This window comes from Arthrobacter stackebrandtii (assembly GCF_017876675.1).
GTDB lineage: Bacteria > Actinomycetota > Actinomycetes > Actinomycetales > Micrococcaceae > Specibacter > Specibacter stackebrandtii.
Genome location: NZ_JAGIOI010000001.1, coordinates 1,411,937 through 1,435,994, shown reverse-complemented (window position 1 = coordinate 1,435,994; position 24,058 = coordinate 1,411,937). Strand labels below are relative to the sequence as shown.

The 24,058-nt window shown below is 66.3% G+C and carries 20 protein-coding genes; 14 read left to right on the top strand and 6 right to left on the bottom strand.

Annotation, left to right across the window (positions count from 1 at the left end; translation table 11 throughout):
- The first annotated feature begins 21 nt into the window (after window positions 1-21).
- From JOF48_RS05940 to proC, 4 genes are all read left to right on the top strand, one after another.
- Entirely contained in the window at window positions 22-2,829 is a 2,808-nt protein-coding gene (locus JOF48_RS05940) for a family 20 glycosylhydrolase (RefSeq protein WP_209678390.1), read from the top strand.
- A gap of 135 nt (window positions 2,830-2,964) precedes the next feature.
- Window positions 2,965-3,954 carry a Ppx/GppA family phosphatase gene (locus JOF48_RS05935; protein WP_209678389.1) on the top strand — a complete coding sequence of 330 codons (990 nt, stop codon included), beginning with the start codon at window positions 2,965-2,967 and terminating at the stop codon, window positions 3,952-3,954.
- Window positions 3,955-3,960: 6 nt separating this feature from the next.
- Window positions 3,961-4,803: a sugar phosphate isomerase/epimerase family protein gene (locus JOF48_RS05930; RefSeq protein WP_209678388.1), complete on the top strand. Its 843-nt coding sequence runs from the start codon at window positions 3,961-3,963 to the stop codon at window positions 4,801-4,803.
- A 378-nt stretch (window positions 4,804-5,181) separates the two neighbouring features.
- On the top strand, window positions 5,182-6,021 hold the full coding sequence (gene proC, locus JOF48_RS05925) for a pyrroline-5-carboxylate reductase (RefSeq protein WP_209678387.1): 840 nt from the start codon (window positions 5,182-5,184) through the stop codon (window positions 6,019-6,021).
- A gap of 192 nt (window positions 6,022-6,213) precedes the next feature.
- Here proC and JOF48_RS05920 read toward each other — a convergent pair whose 3' ends face one another.
- From JOF48_RS05920 to JOF48_RS05900, 5 genes are read right to left on the bottom strand one after another with little or no spacing between them, the layout of a single operon-like run.
- Window positions 6,214-6,834, bottom strand: coding sequence for a methylated-DNA--[protein]-cysteine S-methyltransferase (locus tag JOF48_RS05920; RefSeq protein ID WP_209678385.1), 621 nt, complete (start codon window positions 6,832-6,834; stop codon window positions 6,214-6,216).
- Complete coding sequence (locus JOF48_RS05915) at window positions 6,827-7,438, bottom strand: RNA polymerase sigma factor (protein ID WP_342591166.1); 612 nt, start codon at window positions 7,436-7,438, stop codon at window positions 6,827-6,829. Before JOF48_RS05915 ends, JOF48_RS05920 begins: the two co-directional genes overlap by 8 nt.
- A gap of 13 nt (window positions 7,439-7,451) precedes the next feature.
- Window positions 7,452-7,961 (bottom strand): methylated-DNA--[protein]-cysteine S-methyltransferase, encoded by a 510-nt coding sequence (locus JOF48_RS05910; protein ID WP_209678380.1) that lies wholly within the window; start codon window positions 7,959-7,961, stop codon window positions 7,452-7,454.
- Between the two features lie 49 nt (window positions 7,962-8,010).
- Window positions 8,011-8,649, bottom strand: a complete 639-nt coding sequence (locus JOF48_RS05905) for a potassium channel family protein (protein WP_062292706.1) — start codon at window positions 8,647-8,649, stop codon at window positions 8,011-8,013.
- Between the two features lie 40 nt (window positions 8,650-8,689).
- Complete coding sequence (locus tag JOF48_RS05900) at window positions 8,690-10,066, bottom strand: TrkH family potassium uptake protein (RefSeq protein ID WP_245346775.1); 1,377 nt, start codon at window positions 10,064-10,066, stop codon at window positions 8,690-8,692.
- Between the two features lie 176 nt (window positions 10,067-10,242).
- Here JOF48_RS05900 and JOF48_RS05895 point away from each other — a divergent pair, with 176 nt between their 5' ends.
- From JOF48_RS05895 to JOF48_RS05850, 10 genes are all read left to right on the top strand, one after another.
- Window positions 10,243-11,391 carry an acetoin utilization protein AcuC gene (locus JOF48_RS05895; protein ID WP_209678375.1) on the top strand — a complete coding sequence of 383 codons (1,149 nt, stop codon included), beginning with the start codon at window positions 10,243-10,245 and terminating at the stop codon, window positions 11,389-11,391.
- Between the two features lie 127 nt (window positions 11,392-11,518).
- Entirely contained in the window at window positions 11,519-12,361 is an 843-nt protein-coding gene (locus JOF48_RS05890; RefSeq protein WP_209678372.1) for an ArsR/SmtB family transcription factor, read from the top strand.
- Between the two features lie 209 nt (window positions 12,362-12,570).
- Window positions 12,571-13,911 carry an NADP-specific glutamate dehydrogenase gene (gdhA, locus tag JOF48_RS05885; protein ID WP_209678369.1) on the top strand — a complete coding sequence of 447 codons (1,341 nt, stop codon included), beginning with the start codon at window positions 12,571-12,573 and terminating at the stop codon, window positions 13,909-13,911.
- A 328-nt stretch (window positions 13,912-14,239) separates the two neighbouring features.
- On the top strand, window positions 14,240-15,775 hold the full coding sequence (gene arfA, locus JOF48_RS05880) for an arabinosylfuranosidase ArfA (RefSeq protein ID WP_209678366.1): 1,536 nt from the start codon (window positions 14,240-14,242) through the stop codon (window positions 15,773-15,775).
- The gene (locus tag JOF48_RS05875) at window positions 15,775-16,692 is read left to right on the top strand and encodes a family 43 glycosylhydrolase (RefSeq protein ID WP_209678364.1); all 918 of its coding nucleotides are present in this window, start codon (window positions 15,775-15,777) and stop codon (window positions 16,690-16,692) included. Before arfA ends, JOF48_RS05875 begins: the two co-directional genes overlap by 1 nt.
- Window positions 16,689-17,633: a glycoside hydrolase family 43 protein gene (locus JOF48_RS05870; RefSeq protein WP_209678362.1), complete on the top strand. Its 945-nt coding sequence runs from the start codon at window positions 16,689-16,691 to the stop codon at window positions 17,631-17,633. Before JOF48_RS05875 ends, JOF48_RS05870 begins: the two co-directional genes overlap by 4 nt.
- A gap of 234 nt (window positions 17,634-17,867) precedes the next feature.
- Window positions 17,868-19,154, top strand: coding sequence for an ABC transporter substrate-binding protein (locus tag JOF48_RS05865; protein ID WP_209678360.1), 1,287 nt, complete (start codon window positions 17,868-17,870; stop codon window positions 19,152-19,154).
- Window positions 19,155-19,171: 17 nt separating this feature from the next.
- Complete coding sequence (locus JOF48_RS05860) at window positions 19,172-20,125, top strand: carbohydrate ABC transporter permease (RefSeq protein WP_209678358.1); 954 nt, start codon at window positions 19,172-19,174, stop codon at window positions 20,123-20,125.
- Window positions 20,122-21,045 carry a carbohydrate ABC transporter permease gene (locus JOF48_RS05855; RefSeq protein WP_209678356.1) on the top strand — a complete coding sequence of 308 codons (924 nt, stop codon included), beginning with the start codon at window positions 20,122-20,124 and terminating at the stop codon, window positions 21,043-21,045. Before JOF48_RS05860 ends, JOF48_RS05855 begins: the two co-directional genes overlap by 4 nt.
- Before the next feature lie 2 nt (window positions 21,046-21,047).
- A complete protein-coding gene (locus JOF48_RS05850) occupies window positions 21,048-21,722 on the top strand; it encodes a Poxvirus protein I5 (RefSeq protein ID WP_209678354.1) in 675 nt (224 codons plus the stop codon).
- Window positions 21,723-21,827: 105 nt separating this feature from the next.
- Here JOF48_RS05850 and JOF48_RS05845 read toward each other — a convergent pair whose 3' ends face one another.
- Complete coding sequence (locus tag JOF48_RS05845; protein ID WP_425353733.1) at window positions 21,828-23,813, bottom strand: beta-galactosidase; 1,986 nt, start codon at window positions 23,811-23,813, stop codon at window positions 21,828-21,830.
- Between the last annotated feature and the right edge of the window lie 245 nt (window positions 23,814-24,058).

Genomic DNA, 24,058 nt, shown 5'->3' with positions numbered 1-24,058 from the left:
AATCCAACCGCATGGGGAGACATGAAAATTCGCAACAATGCAGGCGCAAAGGCTGTTGTCTCTGCCCTGGCAGCGGCCTCGCTGGCACTGGCCTCAACAGCAGTGGCCCTGCCTGGCGCCCAGGCCGCACCGGCGCCCGCCCCGGCCGTCCAGGCCGCAGCAGCACCATCAGGCGCCGTCCCACTGACCCCGGAAGGCGCACCGCAGACCATTCCGGGCCTGGCCTCCTGGACCGCCGCCGACGGCGAATTCACCCTGGGAGCCGGTGCGAAAGTCATCGGTGCGAACACCGTGCTGTCCGGGGATCTCGCCGCGCAGCTTTCCGAAGTTCTCGGCCGCACGGTGGGCACGGCGGCAGCCGGCGCCGTCGCAGGCGACGTGGTGGTCGCCGTCGACCCTTCACGCAGCGCGGAACTCGGCAAGGAAGGCTACGGGCTCGTGGTGGGGCAGACCCTCAAGGTCACCGGCGCCACCGACACCGGCGCGTTCTACGGCACCCAGACGGTCGCCCAGCTGCTGGTGCAGGGGAACCGGGTTGCCAGGGGCACCTCGGTCGACGTCCCCGAATATGCCGAACGCGGAGTGGGCCTGTGTGCCTGCCAGGTCACGATCTCACTGGAGTCGCTGGAGCGCACCATGAAGGACATGGCCTACAACAAAATGAACCAGCTGTGGCTGGAAACCAAGCTGAAGACCGAGGCCTACCCCAAGGCCAACTTCTGGGCCTACTACACTGCCGAAGAAGCCGCGCAGATCACCGCATGGGCCAAAAAATACCACATCGAGCTGGTCCTGGAGGTGAACAGCCCCGGCCACATGCGCCCCTGGCTGTACAACTACCCCGAGCTGCAGCTGGTCAACAGGAACGGGCAGAAGAAGGTCGAACAGCTGGACATCAGCAAGCCCGAAGCCTTCGACATGGTCACCAGGCTGGCCGATGAATATGCCGCGGCCTTCCCCGGCCAGCCGTACTGGCACATGGGCGGGGATGAATACATGATGGGCGACAGCTACGCCAACTACCCGCAGTTCGCAGCCTTCGTGGCCGCCCACCCGGAAATTTTCCCGGCCGGCTCCGGCCCCGGCGACGTCTTCATCTGGTTCATGAACAAGGTCAACGCGCATGTGAAATCCACCGGCAAGACGCTGCGCATCTGGAACGACGGCGTCCCCTCCTCCAGCGTGATCCCGCTGGACAAGGACATTGTGGTGGAGCACTGGCTCAACTCCGGCCCGAAGCCGCAGGCCCTGCTTGATGCCGGCCACGACGTGCAGAACTCCTCCCAGGCCCTGTACTTCAACCGCCCCGGCGGCTTCACCGCCAACGTTTCCAACTTGTGGAACTCCGGCTGGACGCCCAGGAAGTTCGACGGCGGCACGGTCGTCACCGATGTGCCCGGCAAGGGCAGCGTGGTCGGCGCCAAGCTTTCGGTCTGGCCGGACGACACTCCCTCGGCCACCGAAAACATGATGGATGCGCGGATCCTTGACGCCACGCGCTTCGTCGCCCAGGCGACCTGGGGCAGCCCCCGCCCTGTCGCCGACTACGCCGGATTCACCGCCCTGGCCAAGAACCTGGGACACGCGCCCGGCTACGAAAGCTACGACCGCACCCCGGTCGGCGACGGCGGCTACCGCATCTCGACCGCCGGCTTGTCCGTCAATGCAGACGGAGCCGGAGTGTCAGTCTCCGACGCGGCGGCCGAAAAATGGACGTTCACGGCCACCAGCGACAACTACTACAAGATCGTTGCCGAAAACGGCCAGTGCCTGGCCATGGCCGGCGGCGTGCTGTGGCTGCAGGCACCCATGCAGCAGGACCTGCCCCCGACACTGTCCACGTGTGCGACCGCAGGCAATGCCAACAACCTGCAGAAGTGGGAAATCCTGGAGAAGGACGGCGGATACCTCATTCGAAATGCCATCACCCAGCTGCCCCTGAGCGTCAACGCAGCCGGGGCCCTGACCCAGGAAGCGCCCGATGTCCGCGGCGCCGCAGCCTTTGCCCTGGCCGGTGAAGTGACCACTTCCATTGAGGCACCTGCCCGTCTGGTTCCGGGCTCGCCGGCCACCATCACGGTAACGGTGGACAACCGTACGCCCGAGCGCATGAAGGGAGTCAAAATCACCCCGGCAGTCCCCGCAGGCTGGACCCTTGACCGGAAGCAGCATGTCCCCGGCAACATTCCGGCCGGGGCGCAGGAAGTGGCCACCTTTACGGCCACGCCGCCAGCAGGTGCAGGCTACGGCGACTCCTCGATCGCGGCAACCACCACCTACCAGGCGGGGACAGTAAAGCAGTCGGTCACTTCCACTGCAACGACGCTGCTGAGCTGCTCCGATGCGCCGGTGCGGCCCGTGGCGGCCATCGTGGACAGCTACAACAACGGGGGTGGCGAGGTCACCCCCGGCAGCAACGCAATTGACGGGGACCCGGGCACCTTCTGGGGCACCGCCTGGACGCCGTCCAACGCGCCCCTGCCGCACACCATCACGGTGGACCTGGGCAGTGCCATGGACATATGCGCTGTGAACCTCCTGCCGCGCCAGGGGAGCTCCGCCGGCGCCGCCAACGGCCGCATCAAGGGGTGGGAGCTGTACGTGGCAGACACCGCCGATGCCCCGGGCGCCAAGGTGACCGAGGGGAACTTCCCCAACGAGGCCGGCCTCCAGACGGTGTCCCTGCCCTCGCCTGCCACCGGCCGCTTCGTGACGCTGAAAGCCCTGTCCGAACAGAACGGCAACCCGTGGACTACGCTCGCGGAGTTCACCGTTGATGCTGCCGCGGCCGCGGACCCGGCAGTGGCCGGAGGCGGAACCGGCGGGTAGCGGGCCTGCCACGGCAGGCGGTGTGCCCGCCGTGGCGCAGGCCAAGGGCCGCCCGGCCGGCGAAACAGCGAAACTGTTGCTCCGCCGTCGGGCGGCCTTTCGCGTCCCGGCGTCCGGAGGGTCAATAATGGGCCTATGAGATTAGGCGTGCTTGACATCGGGTCCAACACTGTCCACCTGCTGCTGGTTGATGCGCGGCCCGGGGCCAACCCGGTTCCCTATGCCTCGCACAAGCGTGCGCTGAGCCTGGTGAAGTACCTGGACGACGCCGGCAACATCAACGACGAGGGGCAGCATGAGCTGATCGAGTTCATCCTCGAGGCGTGGGAATTTGCTGCCAAGCACAAGGCGAAGGACCTGCTGGCGTTCTGCACCTCGGCCATCAGGGAGTCCACGAACGGTGCCGCGGTGTTGGACCGGGTGCAGCACGAGACCACCGTCCGGCTCACGGAGCTCACGGGCGAGGAAGAGTCGGCCATGACGTTCTTCGCGGTGCGGCGCTGGCACGGCTGGGGCGCCGGGACCATCCTGAACCTGGACATTGGCGGCGGCTCATTCGAAATTTCCCAGGGCGCCAACGAACTGCCCGACCTGGCGCATTCGGTGCCGCTGGGCGCGGGCCGGCTTACGCGCGAATGGCTGGACGAGGACCCGCCCACGGCCAAGAGCATCAAGGCGCTGCGCAAGCACATCAAGGCCACCCTGAAGGGCCCCATCGCCGAGACGAAGGCGCTCGGTGCGCCCAACATCGTCACCGGCTCCTCCAAGACCTTCCGGGCGCTGGCCCGCATCACCGGGGCTGCGCCGTCGTCCATGGGCCCGTATGTGCGCCGCGAACTGCACCTGAGCGACCTGGGGTTGTGGAGCCAGCGGCTCTCGGCGATGTCGTCGGCGGACCGGCTGCACCTGCCCGGGGTGTCCGCAGCGCGGGCCAAGCAGGTGCTGGCCGGTGCCATGGTGGCGCAGGGGGCGCTGGAACAGTTCAACGTCACGAGCATGCAGATCAGCCCGTGGGCGCTGCGCGAGGGACTCATCCTGCGCAGGCTCGACCAGCTGGTGTTTGACGGGCCGCTGGACCCGCCGGCGCATGTTGCTAGGCTGAAGAATTCCGAAGAGTTGAGGTAGGCGGAGATGACGGACCACACGACGCAAGCGCAGGACCAAGTGGCAACACCCGGTCCGGCCCGCCACATTCCGGTGGCGCTGTCCACGGCGTCGGTGTATCCACTCTCTGTCCATGACGGCTTCGCCGTGGCGGCGGACCTGGGCTACGACGGCGTCGAGGTGCTGGTCACGCACAACGGCGACAGCCAGAACGCCGCTGCGCTGAACCGGCTGGCGGAGCGCTACGAGCAGCCCATCCTGGCGATCCATGCACCCACCCTGCTGCTGACCCAGCAGGTGTGGGGGAGCGCGTGGAACAAGATGCAGCGTTCGGCCCAGCTGGCCGTTGATGTGGGTGCCGACGTGGTGGTTGCGCACCCGCCGTTCCGCTGGCAGAACGACTACGCCGAGACGTTTGCCCAGGGCGTGCGCGACATTGCCGATGCCTTTGGCGTCCGGATTGCCGTGGAGAACATGTACCCGTGGCGCGTGCGCGGACGTGAGGCGCTCGCCTACCTGCCCCACTGGGACCCGGTTCCGCAGGACTACAAGGACGTCACCTGGGACTTCTCCCACGGTGCGTCGGCCGGTGCTTCGAGCCTGGACGCCGTGAAGGCGCTGGGGTCGCGGCTGCGGCACATCCACCTGACGGACGGCAACTCCCCGTCCACCAAGGACCAGCACCTGATTCCCGGGCATGGGACGCAGGAATGCGTTGAGGTCCTGCAGCACATCTCCCAAAACGAGTTCGACGGCGCAGTGGTCGCCGAGATCTCCACACGCAAGGCCAAGGGTGCCGGGCAGCGCGAGGAGTGGTTGGCCGAGACCCTGGAATTCGCCCGCGTGCACCTGGGGCAGACGCTGCCATAGCGAGCGAGCAGGCGGGCTGACTGGCTGGCGGGAGGCCAGGGGTGCCGGCCGGGGCCGCGTTAAATGCGAAATCGCCGGAGGTACAGGCCAGTGGATGGGGGGAAACACTGGCGAGATCTCCGGCGATTTGACTGGCCTTCAGGACAGGACCAGTCCGATCATCACTCGCACCCTTATGAGGTAATTAAAAGATTACTGGCCGTGGTTGAGAATAGCCGGGGCGCCAGCTGTGCATTTGCCCTTAACGGATTTGACACCTCGCTTCAGGCCGTTTGGGCAGCGGCCGCGGCACTCCGGTTGATGGCTGGCCTTTCCCGCCCCGGCGCGACCGAGACAGGCTTTCTTGCATGCGGTGGGGCAGACAACAAAGATGGGGGCATGATGAAAAAGATTGTATTTCTAGGCTGCGGTTCCATGGGCGAGGCCATCCTGTCGGGCATGCTGGCGGCAGGAACCCTGCCAAGCGCCGTCACGGTGACCGTGCGCCGGCCCGAGCGGGCGCACGAACTGGCCACCCGACATGGGGTCACGGCGCTGGCCTCCAATGAGGAACCTGGTGCAAATGCCGAGGCCGTTGCCGGTGCATCCGTGGTGATCCTGGGGGTCAAGCCCGTTGGCATCATTGACCTGTGCCGCGAGATTGCAGACGCGCTCCCCGGGGACGCCGTGGTGGTCAGCGTTGCTGCTGCGGTCTCGCTGGCCCAGATGGAGGCCGCACTGCACCCGGGCCAGCCGGTGGTCCGTTCCATGCCCAACACCCCACTTAAGGTTGGCCGCGGCGTGGTTGCCCTCTCGGCAGGCACCGCCGCCGACGAGCACCACCTGGCTGCCGCCCATGAGATTTTTGACGGTTCCGGCGTGGTCCTGGATGTTCCCGAAGACCAACAGAATGCGGTCTCCGCCATCAGCGGCTCCGGCCCGGCCTACGCGTTCTACCTGGCCGAGGCCATGGCCGCAGCCGCCGAGGGCTTTGGGCTGTCGCCCCAGATTGCCCAGATTCTGGCCCGAGAGACTGTCGCCGGTGCCGGGATCATGCTGGCCGAACCAGGTGCCAACGCCACCGAGCTGCGCCGCGCCGTCACCAGCCCCAACGGCACCACCGAACAAGCCATCGCCAGCTTCGACCGAGACGGCCTCCCGGCGATCATCGAAACGGGGGCGCAGGCCGCAGCCGCCCGCGCCGCGCAGATCACGGCAGAGCTCGCCGCCCCCAACTGATCCGATCCCGCCCGCCCCTCAGACGCCCTCGCAGCAATAGCTGAATTTTAGTGAACGCTCTCGCAGTGAACTGCGAATGCGTTCGCCAAGAGATGCCATTGCTGCGAGGGCGTTCATGAAAAAGCCGCCAATGCTGCGATAGGGTCCTCTGGCAGGCGGGGCTGGGCGCGGCGGGGCGCGAGGGGAAGGGCGTCAGGCTGATGCCGCGGACGACTCCAGGGCCAGGAGCCAGGCCTTGGCCTCCGTGCCGCCCAGGTAGGCGCCCTGGCTGCCGTCGGAGCGGACCACGCGGTGGCACGGCACCACCAGCGGCAGCGGATTCCGCGCACATGCGGTCCCCACGGCCCGCACCGCCCTCGGACTCGAGGTCAGGGCCGCCACCGCCGCATAACTGGCCGTGTGCCCGTAGCCGATCTCCGGCAGATGGGCCAGCACCTCGCGGCGGAAGCCGCCGGCCAGGCGGAGGTCCAGCGGCAGCCCAAATGTATGCCGCCGCCCCTCAAAGTACTCGTCCAGTTCCCGCGCAGCCCCGTCCAGCCGGCCAGGCTCCCTCAACACCCGCGGACTGACCGCGGCGGAAAGCTGTTCAAGCACGGTGTCGTGCCCCTCGCGGGCAAAAGCCACCCGCACCAGCCCCGCGTCCGTGGCGGCCAGCAGCAGCGGCCCCACCGGCGAGTCAACAATCCTGTACGCCACATCCAGCAGGCCGTCCTGCGCGGCAGCGCGCGCCAGTGCGGCATGCAGCCGTTCCGCGGCAGCCTCTTCGCCGCCGGCCAGCGCAGCCAGCCCAGCGGGCAGTTTTAGCTCAGTCATCACGTCCACTCCTCACAACTCTCCCTCCGGGCAGCAGCAGCGCCCGCAGCGATTTCATCCCGTCGGCCGACGCCCGCCGCGCCGCCGCCTCCGAATTCCCCAACAGCTCCGCCACCTCCGCATGCCGCAGGCCGGCCAGGTGGTGGTACACCACGGCCTCCCGCTGCATTCGCGGCAGCCGGGCCAGCGCGGCCCACACCCCGGCGGCAGTTTCCCCGGCTTCCACGGCCCGCACGACGGCGTCCCCGCCTCCCGGTGCACCGCCGCCGGCGCCGTCCCCGCCTGGGAGACGCCCGCCCCGGCCCCTGGCATCGGCGCCCTCGCCGCCCAGGCCGGGTGCGCCGTCGGGCACGGGAATGCGCGCTGCCCGCCGGTGGTGGTCAACCGCCTTGTTGCGTGCGATCGTGACCAGCCACGCCTCCCGGTTCCGCACCCCGGACGATGCCGGGTAGGCGCGCAGGGCGGCGAGGAAAGTTTCCTGCCAGACGTCGTCGGCGTCGGACGGGCCGACAAGGGCCCTGCAGACCCGCAGGACCATGGCGCCGTGTGCCGACACGACCGCTTCAAACGGCGGCAGCACGGCAGGCACGGAACCCCCAGCCACTAGGCCGGCTCCACTAGAACAGGGCCTCGGTGTGCGTCCAAGACGGGTTTTCCAGTTCCAGCAGAAACTGCTTGCGCTCCAGCCCGCCGGCATAGCCCACGAGGGAGCCGTCCGCACCGACAACCCGGTGGCAGGGCACGATGATGCTGATCGGGTTGCGGCCGTTGGCTGAGCCCACCGCCTGGGCCATGGACGGATCGCCCAGCGTCGCGGCCAGTTCGCCGTAGCTGCGGAGCTCGCCATACGGGATGTCCCGCAGTGCGGACCAGACCCGCTGCTGGAACTCGCTCCCGGCGGGTGCCAGCGGGATGGAAAATTCCCGCAGCTGCCCGGCAAAATACTCGCCCAGCTGTTCCTGCGCCGCAGCCAGCACCGGCGAAACCCCGGCAGCCAGCAGCGGCCCCAGCGTCTCCTCAGCCGGGCGGCGCTTGTGGACCGCCATGTACACGGCCGCCAGTCCGGCGTCGTTCTCCACGGCCGTCAGCGGGCCGATGGGTGAATCAAAAATGATGTGTTGGACCATCAAAAACACCTCCTGCCTTGTAGACGCGGTGAAGCCGAAAAACGTGAGGTCAGGGCCGCGAGGCGAAACGCTCCAGCAGGTCGACGTAGCCGGAGACGATGAGCATGTCGCGGCTGGAGACGCGCGTGTGCGGCTGGGCGTAGGTGAAGTCCTCGCCCGGCGACTTCACGCCCACCACCGTGACACCGTACTTGGAGCGCACCTTGGATTCCTCGAGCGTGAAGCCCTGCGTCTCCTTGGGCGGGTACATTTTCACGATCGCGAAGTCGTCGTCGAACTCGATGAAGTCCAGCATGCGCCCGCCCACCAGGTGCGCGGCCCGGACGCCGGCGTCAGCTTCGGGGTAGATGACGTGGTTGGCGCCGATGCGGGTCAGGATCTTGCCGTGCGACTGCGTGATGGCCTTGACCCACAGGTGCGCGATGCCCAAATCCACCAGGTTCACTGTGATGAGCACGCTGGATTCGATGGACGTGCCCACCCCCACGACGGCGGAGCTGAAGTCCTGTGCCCCGAGCTGGCGCAGCGCGTCGATGTTGGTGGCATCGGCCTCCACCACGTGGGTGAGCACGCCTGCCCATTTCTGGACCAGGGCGGGGTCGCGCTCAATGGCGAGCACCTCGCGGCCCTGCTTGACCAACTGGTGCGCGGTGGCGGCACCGAAACGGCCCAGGCCGATGACCAGCACGGGCGCGTTGTGCGGCGGGCGGTTGCTGGAATCTACTTTGTCAGCCAATGATGGGCCTCTCTTCCGGATAGTGGAACAGCTGGCGGCGCTGGCGCAGGGCCAGGGCTGCCGCAAGGGTGATGGAGCCGACACGGCCAAAGAACATCATGGCACTTAAGACATAGACGCCCGACGGCGGCAGCTCGCTTGAGAGCCCCGTGCTCAGCCCCACGGTGGCAAAGGCGGAGATGGTTTCGAACAGTACCCGGTCCAGGCTTGCGCCCGAAATGGCCAGGAGCAGGCCACAGGCGATCATGACGAACGTTGCCCCCATCATGATGACGGAGATGGCCACGCGCATGGTGCCCTGGGGGATGGTGCGGCCATAGATTTTCACGTCGTTGTCGCCGCGGGCCTCGGCCACGATGGCCAGGAACATCACGGCCAGGGTGGTGACCTTGATGCCGCCGGCCGTGGAGGCCGAGCCGCCGCCCACGAACATGAGGGCGTCGGTGAGCAGCATGGTGGAGGAGTTCATGGCGTTCATGTCCACCAGGTTGAAGCCCAGGGACCGGGTCATGACGGAGGCAAACAGCGAGTGGACGATCTTGTCCCCCACGCTCATGCCGCCGATGGTGTCCGGGTTGGTCCACTCCATGGCACCCCACAGGATGGTTCCGGCCGCCAGCAGCATGAGTGAGACCTGGATGGTCAACTTTGCGTGCAGCGTCCACTTCTTGAAGCGGAAGCCCGTGGCCAGCAGCACCATCAACACAGGGAAGCCCAGGCTGCCGATGAAGCCGCCGATCATCAACGGCGTGAGGATCCAGAGGTCGGCCTCGTAGGGGACCACGCCGTCGGAATGGGGAGTGAATCCGGCGTTGTTAAAGGAGGAGATCGAGTAAAACGTGGCGTGCCAGATGGCCTGGGGGATGGATTCGCCCAGGATCAGGAATCGGGGCGCCAGTGCCAGGGCAAGGATGACCTCAATGGCCACGGAGGTGCTGATGACGATGCGCAGCAGGGTGCCGACCTCGCCCAGGCGCCCGGCGTTCATTGCCTCCTGGGCGATGAGCTTGCCGCGCACGCCCAGGCGCTTGCTGACCATGAGGGACATGAGCGAGGCCAGCGTCAGGATGCCCAGGCCGCCCACAAAGATGCCGATCAGGATCACCAGCTGGCCAAAGAAGGACCAGTGCAACGCCGTTGAGACTGTGGTCAGGCCGGTCACGCAGACGGCCGATACCGCCGTGAACAGGGCGTCGTGGAACGCAGTGGGCTGGCCGTCGCGGGCCGCCGCGGGCAGGCACAGCGTCAGGGTGAACGCCAGGATCACGAGGGCAAAAACAATGAGCGCCAGGCGGGCCGGGGAACTGTTGGCCACCTTGTCCACGAAATCGCGGATGGCCACCACAACGCGCAGGGGCCACTGTGGCAGCCGTTGCGGAAGTGTCGAATTGGCGCTCAACGCGGTGCTGCCCCTTCTGCCTTGAACTGTCTGAAGTGCCGCGAATACGGCAATTGTGGCCGGACTTCGATAGCCTGTGATGGATGTCATCAATTGCCAGCTCAGGGCCAGCGGCCGTCCCGACAAGCATAGTCTGCGATGCGGCCATGTCCGCGTACAATTTTGGCCCCAACCACCCCATGTCGCCCAAGCGCCTGGACCTCACGGCAGGCCTGGCCCGCGAGCTGGGAATCCTTGCCCTGCCCCAGGTGAGTGTGCTGGAAGCCTATGTGGCGTCCGACGACGAACTGGCCTCGGTGCATACGCGCGACTACGTGGCAGCCGTGCGGCGCGTGGGGGAGGACCCCTCACTCAGCGATCCGGCTCGCGGCCTGGGCACGGAGGACGACCCCGTCTTCGCCGGGATGCATGAGGCCGGCGCCCGGCTGGCCGGCGGTTCGCTGCGGGCGGCGGAGTCACTGATCAGCGGCGCCACGCCGCGGGCGGTGAATTTTGGCGGGGGAATGCACCATGCCTTTGCCGACAAGGCCAGCGGCTTTTGCATATACAATGACACAGCCCTGGCCATCCAAAAGCTGCTGGACTCGGGCGTGTCAAAGGTTGCATATATCGACATAGACGCACATCATGGCGACGGCACGGAGAAAATCTTTTGGAACGACCCCCGAGTGCTGACCATCTCGCTGCATGAAACAGGCATCTCACTGTTCCCGGGCACCGGGTTCGCCAACGACATCGGCGGGCCGGGAGCGGCCGGTTCCGCCGTCAACGTTGCCCTGCCGGCCGGCACCTCGGATGCCGGTTGGCTCAGGGCCTTCCACGCCGTCGTGCCCCAGCTGGTGGAGGCGTTTGGGCCGGATGTCATTGTCAGCCAGCACGGCTGCGACTCGCACCGGGATGACGAGCTGACGCACCTGAACACCTCGGTGGATGGGCAGCGGGAGGCTGCGCTGAGTATTGCGGCGCTGGCCGACAAGGTGTGTGGCGGGCGGTGGATTGCCACGGGCGGCGGCGGATACAACATTGTCTCCGTGGTGCCGCGGGTATGGAGCCACCTCATGGCGATTGTGGCGGGGCGGCCCGTGCCGCTGCGCACCGCCGTGCCGGAAACGTGGCGGACGTATGTGGCTGAGAAGTACGGGATGGTGGCGCCTCTGCTCATGGGCGAGGACGCCGACACCTGGTGGCGCTCCTGGGAGGTGGGGTACAACCCGTCGGACGCGCTGGACCGCACCGTCATGGCCACCCGCAAGGTGGTTTTCCCGCTGTACGGGCTGGACCCGTGGTTTGACTAGTCCGTGCCATCCGGCGAAACAATGGCCGGCGCAATATTCGGGGACCTGCACACGCCGGCCCGTCATTTTCGAGTTTTCCGGAGCGTCTCAAGATGCCCCGGAGGGCATATGTCGTTAGGGTAGTGGAATGGTTGTTGAAAAAGTCTTTGCGGTGATTGCCGAAAGCACCCGGCGGGACATCCTTGAGGCGCTGGCGCAGGAGAGCAAGGCCGTGGGGCAGCTGGTGGACGAGCTGGGGGTGTCCCAGCCCACCGTTTCCAAGCACCTGCGCGTGTTGCGCGAGGCCGGTGTCGTGACCATGCGCGCCCAGGGGCAGAAGCGGTTCTACGCCATCGAGACCGCCCCGCTGGCGCTGGTGTCCAGCTGGCTTGAGTCGCTGGGCGCCGGCATTGCGGACGACGGCGCCCGGCCCGCCAAAGCGCCTGCCGCCGTCGCAGGTTCTGCTGCCGCCGCGGCCAAGGCTGCACCGGACGCCCTGGCCGGGCAGCCGGGCAGGCAGCCGGCCGTGGTTGTATCCGCCGGGGCGGCCAAGGCTACACCGTCCGCGCCGCAGCCTGCCACTGTCGAAGAGCCCGCCGCGAAGGGTGGCGAAGGCGCCGCTGCTGCCCCTGTCGCCGCGGGCAGAGCCGCTGCCGCACCGTCCACCGGGTCCGAGCTGCCCGCGCATGTGGCCGCGCCCGAGCTGGTCCGGGCCGCAGGCGCACGCCCCGCATCGGTGCAGGCGGCACCGCAGGCTGCAGGGCAAGCTGCGGGGCGCACCTCCGTCCAGGCGCCGGCGCACAGTGCCGGCACACCCGCCAACCGCGGTGCGGCCACCGTTCCGGACAAGGCCGTCCGCGGTCCGCAGCCGGTTCTTGCCTCCGGCGCGGACAACGACGCCACAGCGCAGGGTGCGCTCAGCAGGAGCGTTGGGCGCGCGGCCAAAAAAGGTGCCGGGCTGCTGGCATCCCTGAAGCGCAAGAAGGACTAGTCCTGCAAGCGCAGGCAGTGGCGGCCAATAAAGCGCAAAAAAGCCTGGGGCGAGTTTCGTCACGTCGACTGAGGTATCCAAATATGCAGGTTCTTGCACGCCGTATCGCTTAATGAGAAAAATTAGTCTTAGTGCCGGGGTGACTGGAAAATTGCCAGTGAGCATATTTATGCGCCGCGTTCCGGCGCCTCACACTTTTCAGGAGACTCATGGATACCAGGCTCGAAGCCATCCGGGAGCAAGTTTTAGCCCGCAACCCCGGGGAAAAAGAATTCCACCAGGCAGTGTTGGAAGTTTTTGAAAGCCTCGGCCCGGTTTTGGATAAGCATCCAGAATTCGTTGATGCGGCCGTGCTGCAGCGCCTCTGCGAGCCCGAGCGGCAGATCATCTTCCGCGTGCCGTGGATGGACGATTCCGGACGTGTCCAGATCAACCGCGGCTTCCGCGTTGAGTTCAACTCCGCACTTGGCCCGTACAAGGGCGGCCTGCGCTTCCACCCCTCGGTGTACCTAGGCATTGTGAAGTTCCTGGGCTTCGAGCAGATCTTCAAGAACGCCCTGACCGGCATGCCCATCGGCGGCGGCAAGGGCGGGTCCGACTTTGACCCGCGCGGCAAGTCCGATGGCGAAGTCATGCGCTTCTGCCAGTCCTTCATGACCGAGCTGTACCGCCATATCGGCGAGTACACCGACGTCCCTGCCGGCGACATCGGCGTTGGCGGCCGCGAAATCGGCTACCTCTTCGGCCAGTACAAGCGCATCACCAACCGCTACGAGTCCGGCGTCCTGACAGGCAAGGGCATCGGCTGGGGCGGCTCCCTGGTGCGTCCCGAGGCCACCGGCTTCGGCACCGTCATGTTCACCCAGGAAATGCTCAAGACCCGCGGCACCAGCCTCGACGGCCAGCGCGTGGTTGTCTCCGGTTCCGGAAACGTTGCCACCTTCGCCATCGCCAAGGCCCAGCAGCTCGGCGCCAAGGTTGTTGCCTGCTCCGATTCCTCCGGCTACATCGTGGACGAGAACGGCATCGACGTTCCGCTGCTGCGCCAGATCAAGGAAAAGGAGCGCGGACGCCTCAAGGAATACGCCGTCCGCCGCGGCGCTTCGGTCAGCTACGTCGAGGGCGGCTCCGTCTGGGACGTCAACGCCTCCGTTGCCCTGCCGTGCGCCACGCAGAATGAGATCAACACCGAGACCGCAACCCGCATGGTCAAGAGCGGTGTAATCGCCCTCGCGGAAGGCGCCAACATGCCCTCCACCAGCGGCGCCATCTCCGTGTTCCAGGAAGCGGGCATCCTGTTCGCACCGGGCAAGGCAGCCAACGCCGGCGGCGTGGCCACCTCGGCACTGGAAATGCAGCAGAACGCCAGCCGCGACGCCTGGTCCTTCGAGCACACGGAGGAGCGCCTGCACAACATCATGATCGGCATCCACGACCGCTGTGCCGAGACCGCAGAAACCTACGGCTCGCCCGGCAACTACGTGGTTGGCGCCAACATCGCCGGCTTCGTCAAGGTCGCCGACGCCATGCTGGCCCAGGGCCTGATCTAGCAGGCCCCTTCACCTGACCCGCAGCCAGCGGGGAAACTCACGCATCTTGCCGTGGCTTTCCCCGCTGGCTGCGGGTCAGGTGCTTTTAATGTGTTTTCCAAGGCGCGGCGGCGCGTTCCCGGCCGGCCGGGCCTCCGCCGCTGCTCCTTGGCCGTTCGCCGCGGTGTGACGGATGGCAGAAAGCAGGTGCAGCACAATGGGTGAAAGGTTTCAATAATCTCTTGACAGGTTGAATGTTAGCGATCACAATAATGGGTGCATGCGTGCCCGGCCAGGAGCTGCGCACATGCATCCCAACCCAAGCTGACACAACAAGGAGCCACCCGCCATGACCCGCGCACGGATCAGCATTGACCGAGAATTCACCGTCTCCGAGGTTCCGCACCGGCTCTTTGGGTCGTTTGTGGAGCACATGGGCCGGTGCGTCTACACCGGCATCTACGAACCCGGCCACCCCGAGGCGGACGGGCAGGGCTTCCGCAGGGACGTGCTCGCGCTGACGAAGGAACTCGGCGCCACCGTGGTCCGCTACCCCGGTGGCAACTTCGTCTCCGGCTACAACTGGGAGGACGGCATCGGCCCGGTTGCAGACAGGCCGCGCCGCCTCGACGGCGCCTGGCACACCGTGGAATCCAACGCCTTCGGCCTGCATGAGTTTGTGGACTGGTCCAGGAAGGCCGGCACCGAGATCATGGAGGCCGTCAACCTTGGCACCCGCGGCGTCGACGCGGCCCGCGAAATCGTCGAGTACGCCAACCATCCAGGCGGCACGCGGTGGTCTGACCTGCGGGCGAAAAACGGGCACAAGGACCCCTTCAACATCAAGCTCTGGTGCCTGGGCAACGAGATGGACGGACCCTGGCAGATCGGCCACAAGACCGCCCACGAATACGGCCGGCTGGCCCAGGAGGCGGCCAAGGCCATGCGCCTCGTGGACCCGGGCATCGAGCTCGTGGCCTGCGGCTCCTCAAACTCGGGCATGCCCACGTTCGGCGACTGGGAGCACACTGTGCTGACCCACACCTACGAGGAGGTCGACTACCTGTCCCTCCACGCCTACTACCAGGAACAGGACGGCGACGCCGCAAGCTTTCTGGCCAGCGCCGTCGACATGGACCACTTCATCGAGTCCGTGGTGGCCACCGCGGACGCCGTGCGCGCCAAGGGCCGGCACAAGAAACACATCAACCTTTCCTTCGACGAATGGAACGTCTGGTACAGCCGCCCCGGCGATCCCGACAGCCCCGAGCAGGTGACCACGCGGCCCTGGCAGGAGCACCCGCGAGTCATCGAGGACAGGTACAACGTGACCGACGCCGTCGTGGTTGGCACACTGCTGAACTCGCTGCTGCGCCACGGCGACCGGGTGAAGATCGCCAACCAGGCCCAGCTGGTCAATGTCATCGCACCCATCCTGGCCGAGCCCAACGGCCCCGCCTGGCGCCAGACCATCTTCCACCCGTTCGCGCGGATGGCGGAGCTGGCCAAGGGGCAGGTCATGCGCACCGTGGTGGACTCGGACAAGGTGGAGACGGCCCGCTTCGGCGACACCGACCTCGTGGACGCCAGCATCACCTGGAATGAGGAGACCGGGAGGATGGCGCTGTTCCTGGCCAACCGGGGACTGGACGAGGCCGCCGAGGTGGAGGTGCGCCTGGGCGGGTTCGACGCCGGAGAGCTCACCAGGGCTGAGGTGCTTGACGTCCCCACGGGGCTGGACAGGTTCGCCAAAAACACCCTGGAACTGCCCAACCAGGTGGGCCTGCGCCCGCTCACGGGCGTCACGGCAGCCGGGGGCCAGCTGACGTTGACGCTGCCCGCCCTGTCCTGGGCCGTCGTCGAACTTAATGTGGAAAAGGCGTGATGGGCGGCCAGAACGGCTGGCGCGGCGAGACGCCGTCGCCCATTGCCGGGCATTTCGCCGACCCCAATATCGCCGTCGTGGACGGGCGCTACCTGCTTTTCGCCACCACGGACGGTTCGCCGGAATGGGGCTCCACAGCATTCCGTGCCTTCACGTCCACGGACCTGCGGGATTGGCGGGACCACGGGGAAGTCTTCGACGTGCGGAACGCGCAGTGGGCCTCCGGCCATGCCTGGGCGCCCGCCTATGCGCAGGCAAACGGAAAGCATTACCTCTATTTCACGGCGGACCGGGGCTTCATCGGCGTGGCCGTCGCCGATTCCCCGACGGGTCCGTACGTGGACTCGGGCAGGCCCCTGGTGTCCCCCGGGGACTTCGACGGTGTCGCGATCGACCCGGCCACCTTCACAGATGCGGACGGAACTGCCTACCTCTATTGGGGCAACGGCACGGCCCACGGCGTCAGGCTGGCTCCGGACATGGTCTCCTTCGCGCCGGCGGACGTGGTGTCCTGGGTGCCGGAGAACTTCCGCGAGGCGGCGTGGGTGCACCGCCGCGGCGCGGATTACTACCTGTCCTGGTCCGTCGATGACACCCGCAGCGAGGATTACCAGGTGCACTACTCCACCGGGTCGGGCCCGCTGGGACCGTGGCACTACCAGGGCGTGCTGCTGCGCAAGGACGTGGCACGGGGCATCCTGGCCACGGGCCACCACTCCATCACCGCCGCGCCCGGCACCGACGACTGGGTGATTGCCTACCACCGCTTCGCCATCCCCGACGGGAACGGCTACCACCGCGAGCTGCGCTTCGACCGCCTCCACCACGGCCCGGGCGGGTTGCTGGAGCAGGTGGTTCCGTCCGCGGAACCGCTGTGCCTGCCGCTGCCGGCTGAGGTTTCGGAGGTTCTGGGATGAGCGGCGGCTTCCTGCTCGCCTATTTCCTTAGCGAGGAGGAGCCCGACGGCGAACAGGTGCGGTTTGCGCTGAGCGACGGCCCGTCGCCCACCGCGTGGACGGCGCTCAACGGCGGGCGGCCAGTGCTGCGCTCTGCGGTGGGGGAGTGCGGCGTCCGCGACCCCTTCCTCATCCGCGACGAAAGGAACGGCCGATTCGTGATGATCGCCACCGACCTGAAAATCGGCACCGGGCAGGACTGGAACCGGGCCACACGGCACGGCAGCGACTCCATCCTGGTGTGGGAATCCGCCGATCTTGTGCAGTGGGACGGCCCGTTCCGCCGCCGCGTGTCCACGCCCGGGGCCGGCAACACCTGGGCGCCCAAGGCCTTTTGGTCCGAGGAGCGCGAGGCATGGCTCGTGTTGTGGGCCTCTGCGCTCTTTGCTGCAGGCGAGGACCGTGGACCGGGCACGCACCAGCGCATGATGATGGCCGAAACTGCGGATTTCCGCACTTTCGGGGAGCCGAAGGTCTACCTGGACCTGGGCCACGACGTCATTGACGCAACGTTCCTGGAGGAGGGCGGGCGGTGGTACCGCTTCTCCGCCAACGACCAGGGCGGGCTACCTGGCCGTGGCCTGCATATTTTTGGGGAGGTGGGCACGTCCCTGGAAGACCCGGCATTCACCGTCGTGGCCGGCAACATTGGCAAGGGGGCCATGGTCCGGGCCGAGGGCCCGGCTGTTGCCGCCGACCCCGCAGGTGGACGGTGGTACCTGCTGGCGGACGAGTTTGGCCTCCGCGGATATCAGCTGTTCACCACGACGGACCTGGCGGCGGCGGCCTGGGACCATGTCCCGGACGCGGTCCTGCCTCCGGGGGCGCGGCACGGTTCGCTGTTGGCGCTCACTCAGGCTGAGCGGGCCCGGCTGCTGACGAACGATGGGTGCCGGGACTAGCAGGATTGACAAGGTTTGGGCCAAACTGAGACCCAACTGTTACCGCTCACAAAACTTCCTGCCTTTCAACGGCACTTTTGCGGAATGCGCTTGCCAAGGTGCCTCATCACGGATATTGTATCGTTTCATAAGGTGTAATTGACATCACAGGATGCCGTGATGAAAGTCGCCGAATGAATCGTTGTCGCAGCCGTCACCAGGACGTCGGACGAACTTATGAGCGAGGGAGCTCCCATGATCAGCAGAAGGAATTTCATCACCAGCATTGCCACCGGTGTGGCTGCCACGGCACTGCTTACGGCATGCGGCGGTTCCGACGGCGGCGGCTCTGCCGGCACCGTGGAAAAGCCCACGGTAATCAACTACACGTGGTGGGGCAACGATGACCGTGCCGAGCGCACGAACAAGGCCATCGCACTCTTCAACGAACAGAACCCCACCATCAAGGTTGTCGGCACCTTCACCGACTGGGCCGGCTACTGGCAGAAGCGTGCCACCGAAGCTGCCGGCGGCGGGCTGCCCGACGTCATGCAGTGGGACCTGTCCTACCTGCGCGACTACGCCCAGCGCAACCAGCTCCTGGACCTCGGCGACATCGGCATCGACATCTCCGGCTTTGACAAGACCCTGCTGCCGTCCGGCCAGGTCAACGACAAGCTGTACGGCCTGCCTGCCGGCACCAACGCCTTCGCCGTCTACTACGACCCGGCCAAGCTCAAGGAAATCGGCGTTGCCGAGCCCACAGGTAAGTGGACCTACGCCCAGTACCAGCAGTTCCTGACCGATGCCGGCACCAAGAGCGGTGGCAAGTACTACGGTTCCACCGACTTCAGCGGCATCTGGTGGCTGTTCAACATCTACCTGCGCCAGAACAACATCCCCGCGTTCACCGCGGACGGAAAGCTCGGCTTCACCAAGGCCGACCTGAACGCGTGGTGGAGCATGAACAGCGATCTGCGCGGCACCCCCGCGATCATCCCCGCGGCGGACGTCACCCAGCTGCTGCCCAAGTCCCCCTTCGGTTCCAACAAGACGGTCTCCGAGCCCACCTGGGACAACTTCATGGGTGGATACCTTGCAGACTCCGGTGCCAAGGAACTGAACATGGTGGCCGTGCCGTCCGACGACCCCGACAACCTTGGCCTGTTCCTGAAGCCGGCCATGCTCATGGTGGCCAGCGCCAAGACCAAGAACAAGGACGCGGCCGCGAAGTTCATTGACTTCATGATCAACTCCCCCGAGGTCGGCGAGATCTTCAAGACCACGCGCGGCGTTCCGGCGTCGAAGACCCAGCGCGAAGGCACCACCTTCGACGGCGTTGACGCCCAGGTCGTGGCCTACGAAGAGTCCATTGCCAAGTACCTCACCGACGCACCCGAGCCGCCGATCGTCGGCTTCGGCACGCTTGAGTCCGAGTTCCTGCGCATCCAGGAAGAACTGAACTACGGCAAGGTCACTGTTGACGAGGCCGTGGACCAGTGGTTCACGTCCGCTGAAGACGTCATCAGCCAAAACTCATAGTCGACGAAAGCAACGCATTGACGCAAACACCAGCCCCCACCCGGCGGGCGAAGTCCGGCCCTCCGCTGCGAGATGAGAAACTCAAGCAGCGGAGGGCGGAGGCCCGCACCGGCTACGCCTTTCTTTTGCCCTGGCTCCTGGGGTTCATTCTCCTGACCGCAGGGCCCATGATCTCCTCCCTGTACCTCTCCTTCACCAACTACAACTTGTTTGAAGCACCCAAGTGGATTGGTTTCGAGAACTACACCAAGCTGTTCCAGGATGATCGCTTCATCCAGTCCGTGAAGGTGACGCTGACCTACGTGGTCTTCGGCACCCCGGCCAAGTTGATCGCGGCATTGGCGATCGCCATGCTGCTCAACAGCAAGCGCCGCGGACGCGGCTTCTACCGTTCCGCGTTCTACGTGCCCTCCCTCATCGGCGCCAGCGTGTCCGTCGCGATCGTCTGGAAAGCCATGTTCGGCGACGCCGGCCCCGTTGACCAGATCCTGAGCTTCTTCGGCATCGGGATCGGCGGCTGGGTCGGCAACCCGAGCATGACCATGCCCATGATGATCCTCTTGACGGTGTGGCAATTCGGCGCCCCCATGATCATCTTCCTGGCCGGCCTGAAGCAGGTCCCCGCCGAAATGTACGAGGCCGCCGAAATGGACGGCGCCGGTTCGGTGCGCAAGTTCCTGAGCATCACACTTCCGCTGCTCTCCCCGGTCATCTTCTTCAACCTCTTGATGGAGACCATCCACGCCTTCCAGATCTTCGCCTCGGCGTTCATCATTTCCAACGGTTCCGGCGGTCCCGCAGGATCCACCATGTTCTACACCCTGTACCTGTACCTGAGGGGCTTCGGCGACTTCCGCATGGGCTACGCCTCGGCCATGGCCTGGCTGCTGCTCATCGTCATCGGCATTATTACGCTGATCTTCTTCAAGACCTCCAACAACTGGGTCCACTACAGCGGAGACGAAAAATGACATCCACAGCCCTCAAGACCCCACCCGCCGCCGGGACAGCCCCGGCGGAACCGGCCGCCCGCGACCCCAAGAGCCGCACCATCCTGGGCAAAAGCCTGAAAACCCTCCTGTTCCACGGCGTCACCCTCGCCCTGATCGCCGTGGTGATGTACCCGGCCGTCTGGATGGTCTCATCCTCGTTCAAGCCCAGCAGCGAAATTGTCGGCAACGCGGCCATCTGGTCCGAGAACTTCAGCTTCGACAACTTCGTCAAGGCCATGGACGGCATCGGCGGCGTCAGCACCCTGCAGTTCTTCGGCAACTCCCTGATCCTGGCCGTCGGCTCAGTCATCGGGGTGGTGCTCTCCTCCACCGTGACCGCCTACGCGTTCACCCGCATCAACTTCCCCGGCCGGAAACTGTTCTTCACCCTCATGATCGTGACGCTGCTGCTGCCCTTCCACGTGGTCATCATCCCGCAGTACATCATCTTCCAACAGCTCGGACTCGTGGACACCTTCATCCCGCTGCTGCTGGGCAAGTTCCTGGGAGCCGAGGCGTTCTTCGTCTTCCTCATGGTCCAGTTCATGCGCAACCTGCCCCGGGAACTCGATGAAGCAGCCCGCATCGACGGCGCCGGGCACGTACGGATCTTCCGCAGCATCATGCTCCCGCTCATGAAGCCCTCCATCATCACCGCCTCCATCTTTGCCTTCATCTGGAGCTGGAACGACTTCCTCGGCCCGCTGCTCTACCTCAACAGCCCCGACAAATACCCGCTGCCCCTGGCCCTGCGCCTCTTCGTGGACCAGACTCAAAGCTCGGACTACGGCGCCATGATCGCCATGTCCGTTCTCGCCCTGCTCCCGGTGCTGCTGTTCTTCCTGATCTTCCAGCGCCACATCGTCGAAGGCGTCTCCACCCAAGGACTGAAAGGATAAACATGTCATCCGCCAGCCAGCCCGCCAGGGAAAGCCGCCAGGCCCGCAACGCCCGGCTCGCCGCCACCGATGCCCCGAAGGTCAACAAGTTTGCCCTGCTGAGCGAGACCCTGCTCCTGGGGGTGTGCCTGTTTGCCCTGGCGCTGCCCGTCGTGACTGCGCCGGCGGCCTATGCTGCCGGCGCGGCCCACATGGAACGCCACATCTCGGGGCGCCCCGACACCGTCGCCTCGTTGTGGGCCGACTTCAAGGCAGCACTTTCCGGCAGCTGGAAGCTCGGGCTGGCACTGCTGGGGGCCGGTGCGCTTGCCTCCGTCAATCTCCTGCTGGCCGGCTCGGGGCAATTGCCGGGCGGGCGCGTGGTCCTGGCCGCCACCGTGCTGCTGGCCGGCGGGTTCGCCGTGCTGCTGCTGCGGGCGGCCGGCGTGTGGCATGAGTTTGCCCCGCTGAAACGTTCGACGGCGGACACCCCGCCTTCCGCCTGGGCCGGCGCGTGGGCGCAGGCCAGGCACGATGCGGCCAAGGACTGGGTGGGCACCGCGTTGCTCGTCGCCGCCATGGCCATGTGCCTGACCTTCGTATGGATGCTGGCGCCGCTGGTCTTCATCGTCCCCGGTGCCATGACACTGGCGGTGGTCTCGGTGAACCACCGGTGGCAGGGATTGCAGGCCCGGTAGTTCCCGGGACGGCGCCGCCGGGGGAATCGGACGGTGTTTGCGGAAAGGGACGGACTATATGTCCGTCCCTTTCCGCAAATACCGTCCTTTTTGCTTTTCCGGCCCTCAGTCCTCGGCGATGACGGCCACTGCTCCGGCGGCCAGCACTCCGGTGAACTGCGTGCCGCTGATGAGCTCCATGCCCGAAGCAGCAACAGAAGCATCGGACGTGCCGTGGTTGACGGCGAACAGGTAGCCGGTACCGTCGGCTGCCCGGCGGCGAGTCAGCTCAACCCCGGGAGCCGCAACTACAGGGGCCGCCACGCCGGACTCCTCCAGCAGCCGGCCCAGGATTCCATCCAGCGCCCCGGCTTCGGGGAACGTGGCCAGGTACCAGGCGGAGCCGGAACCCGCAGCATTTCGGGTCAGTGCAGGAACCCCCGCCAAGGGGTATTCGGTGAAGCTGGCCAGAGGCTCGGCGCCGGCCAAGTGCACATGTTCGCTCCAGATCCGCCCCGACCAGCCGGCGGCCGACCCGTCAACGCCCGATCCGGCGACGGCAGCAGCGGCGCCTTCGGGCAGCGGGTGGAACTCCTCGACGGTGATCCCCAGCAGGTCGCGGAAGGCGCCGGGATAGCCTCCCAGCCGGACGGCGTCGTTCTCGTCAACGATGCCGCTGAAGTAGCTGACCAAAACCGTTGCACCGCGGGTGGCGGCGGCGGCAATGTTGGCGGCATCGGCGTCGTTCACGGCATACAGGGTGCAGGCCAGGATTAGGTCGTAGCCGTCCAGGTTGGCGGAGGGGTGGACGAAGTCCGCCGTGATGCCGCGCAGGAACAGGGCACGGTGGAAAGCGCGCAGCAGGTCCAGGTATTTCACGTCGGTGCTGGGGTGCGAGTCCAGCTCGCTGGCCCACCAGGATTCGTAGTCGAAGATGATGGCCGTGCGTGACTCCACCCGGGAGCCGTGCACCGCGTCCATGGCCTGCAGGGACGCGCCGAGCTCCACCACCTCGCGCCAGACCCGGGTGTCGGTCCCGCCGTGGGGGACCATGGCCGAGTGGAACTTCTCCGAGCCGGCCCGGCTTTGGCGCCACTGGAAGAACATGACGGCGTCTGCGCCGCGGGCCACGTGGGCCAGCGAGTTGCGTGCCATCTCGCCCGGCAGCTTTGGCATGTTGCGTGGCTGCCAGTTGACGGCGGACGTGGAGTGCTCCATCAGCATCCACGGCTTTCCGCCGGCCACGCCGCGGGTCAGGTCGGCGCCGAAGGCCAGCTCGATGTGGCGCTCGGGGTCTGCGGCCACCAGGTAGTGGTCGTTGGCCACGACGTCCATGCGCCCGGCCCAGTCAAAGTAGTCCAGGGCCTTTGTGGCGCTGGAGGCCATGAAGTTGGTGGTGGCGGGGATGTCCGGGGTGACCTCGCGAATGACGTCCACCAGCATGGTGTAGAAATCGACCAGCGCCCACGAATTGAAACGGGCAAAGTCCAGCTGCTGCGTGGGGTTGAGGGTGGTGGGCGCCGGGCCGGGCGTGCGGATCTCCTCGAAACTGCCGTAGCGCTGAGACCAGAAGGCCGTGCCCCAGGCTTCGTTGATTGCATCCACGGTCCCGTAGCGCCGGGCCAGCCAGGCCTGGAACGCTGCGGTGTCCTCGGGGCCGTGGAATTCGCTGACGTGGCAGCCAAGCTCGTTGTCCACGTGCCACAGCACCAGCGCCGGGTGGTCCTTGTAGCGTTCGGCGAGGGCGCGCGTGATTCCGGCGGCATATGTGCGGTAGACGGACGACGACGGTGAATAGTGCCGCCGCGACCCCGGTCCCAGCACGGTTCCGTCGGCAGTGACCGGCAGGATTTCGGGATGCTTGCGGACCAGCCAGGCCGGCGGTGCCGCCGTTGCCGTGGCGAGGGCAACCTTGATGCCGGCCGCGGCGAGGTTGTCCATGATCTCGTCGAGCCAGTCGAAGTCGTACTGGCCTTCGGACGGCTCCAGCCACGACCAGGAGAAAATGCCAACGCTCAGCGCATTGACGCCCGCCTGTTTCATGAGCCCGATGTCTTCCAGGCGGATGTCCCTGGGCCATTGCTCGGGGTTGTAGTCCCCGCCATAGGACATGCCCGGAAGGGACTCCCACAGGCGGGCGGTGCGCAGCTCCTGTGAGGACAGGGCTGCAGGGGCCGGATTGCTGGAATCAACGGGGGAGGGGGAAGGCATGGAACTCCTTTGCTCGAATGCTCTCAGTGAAAATTGAAAGGTTTCACAAAGGCCCAGTCTAGCCGTGGGTGCCCTCCCAATTCCACTGTTGCGCCCATGTTCCGGGCCGTAGTTTGAGACCTCCTTCCAGGCCGTCGATTGCGGCA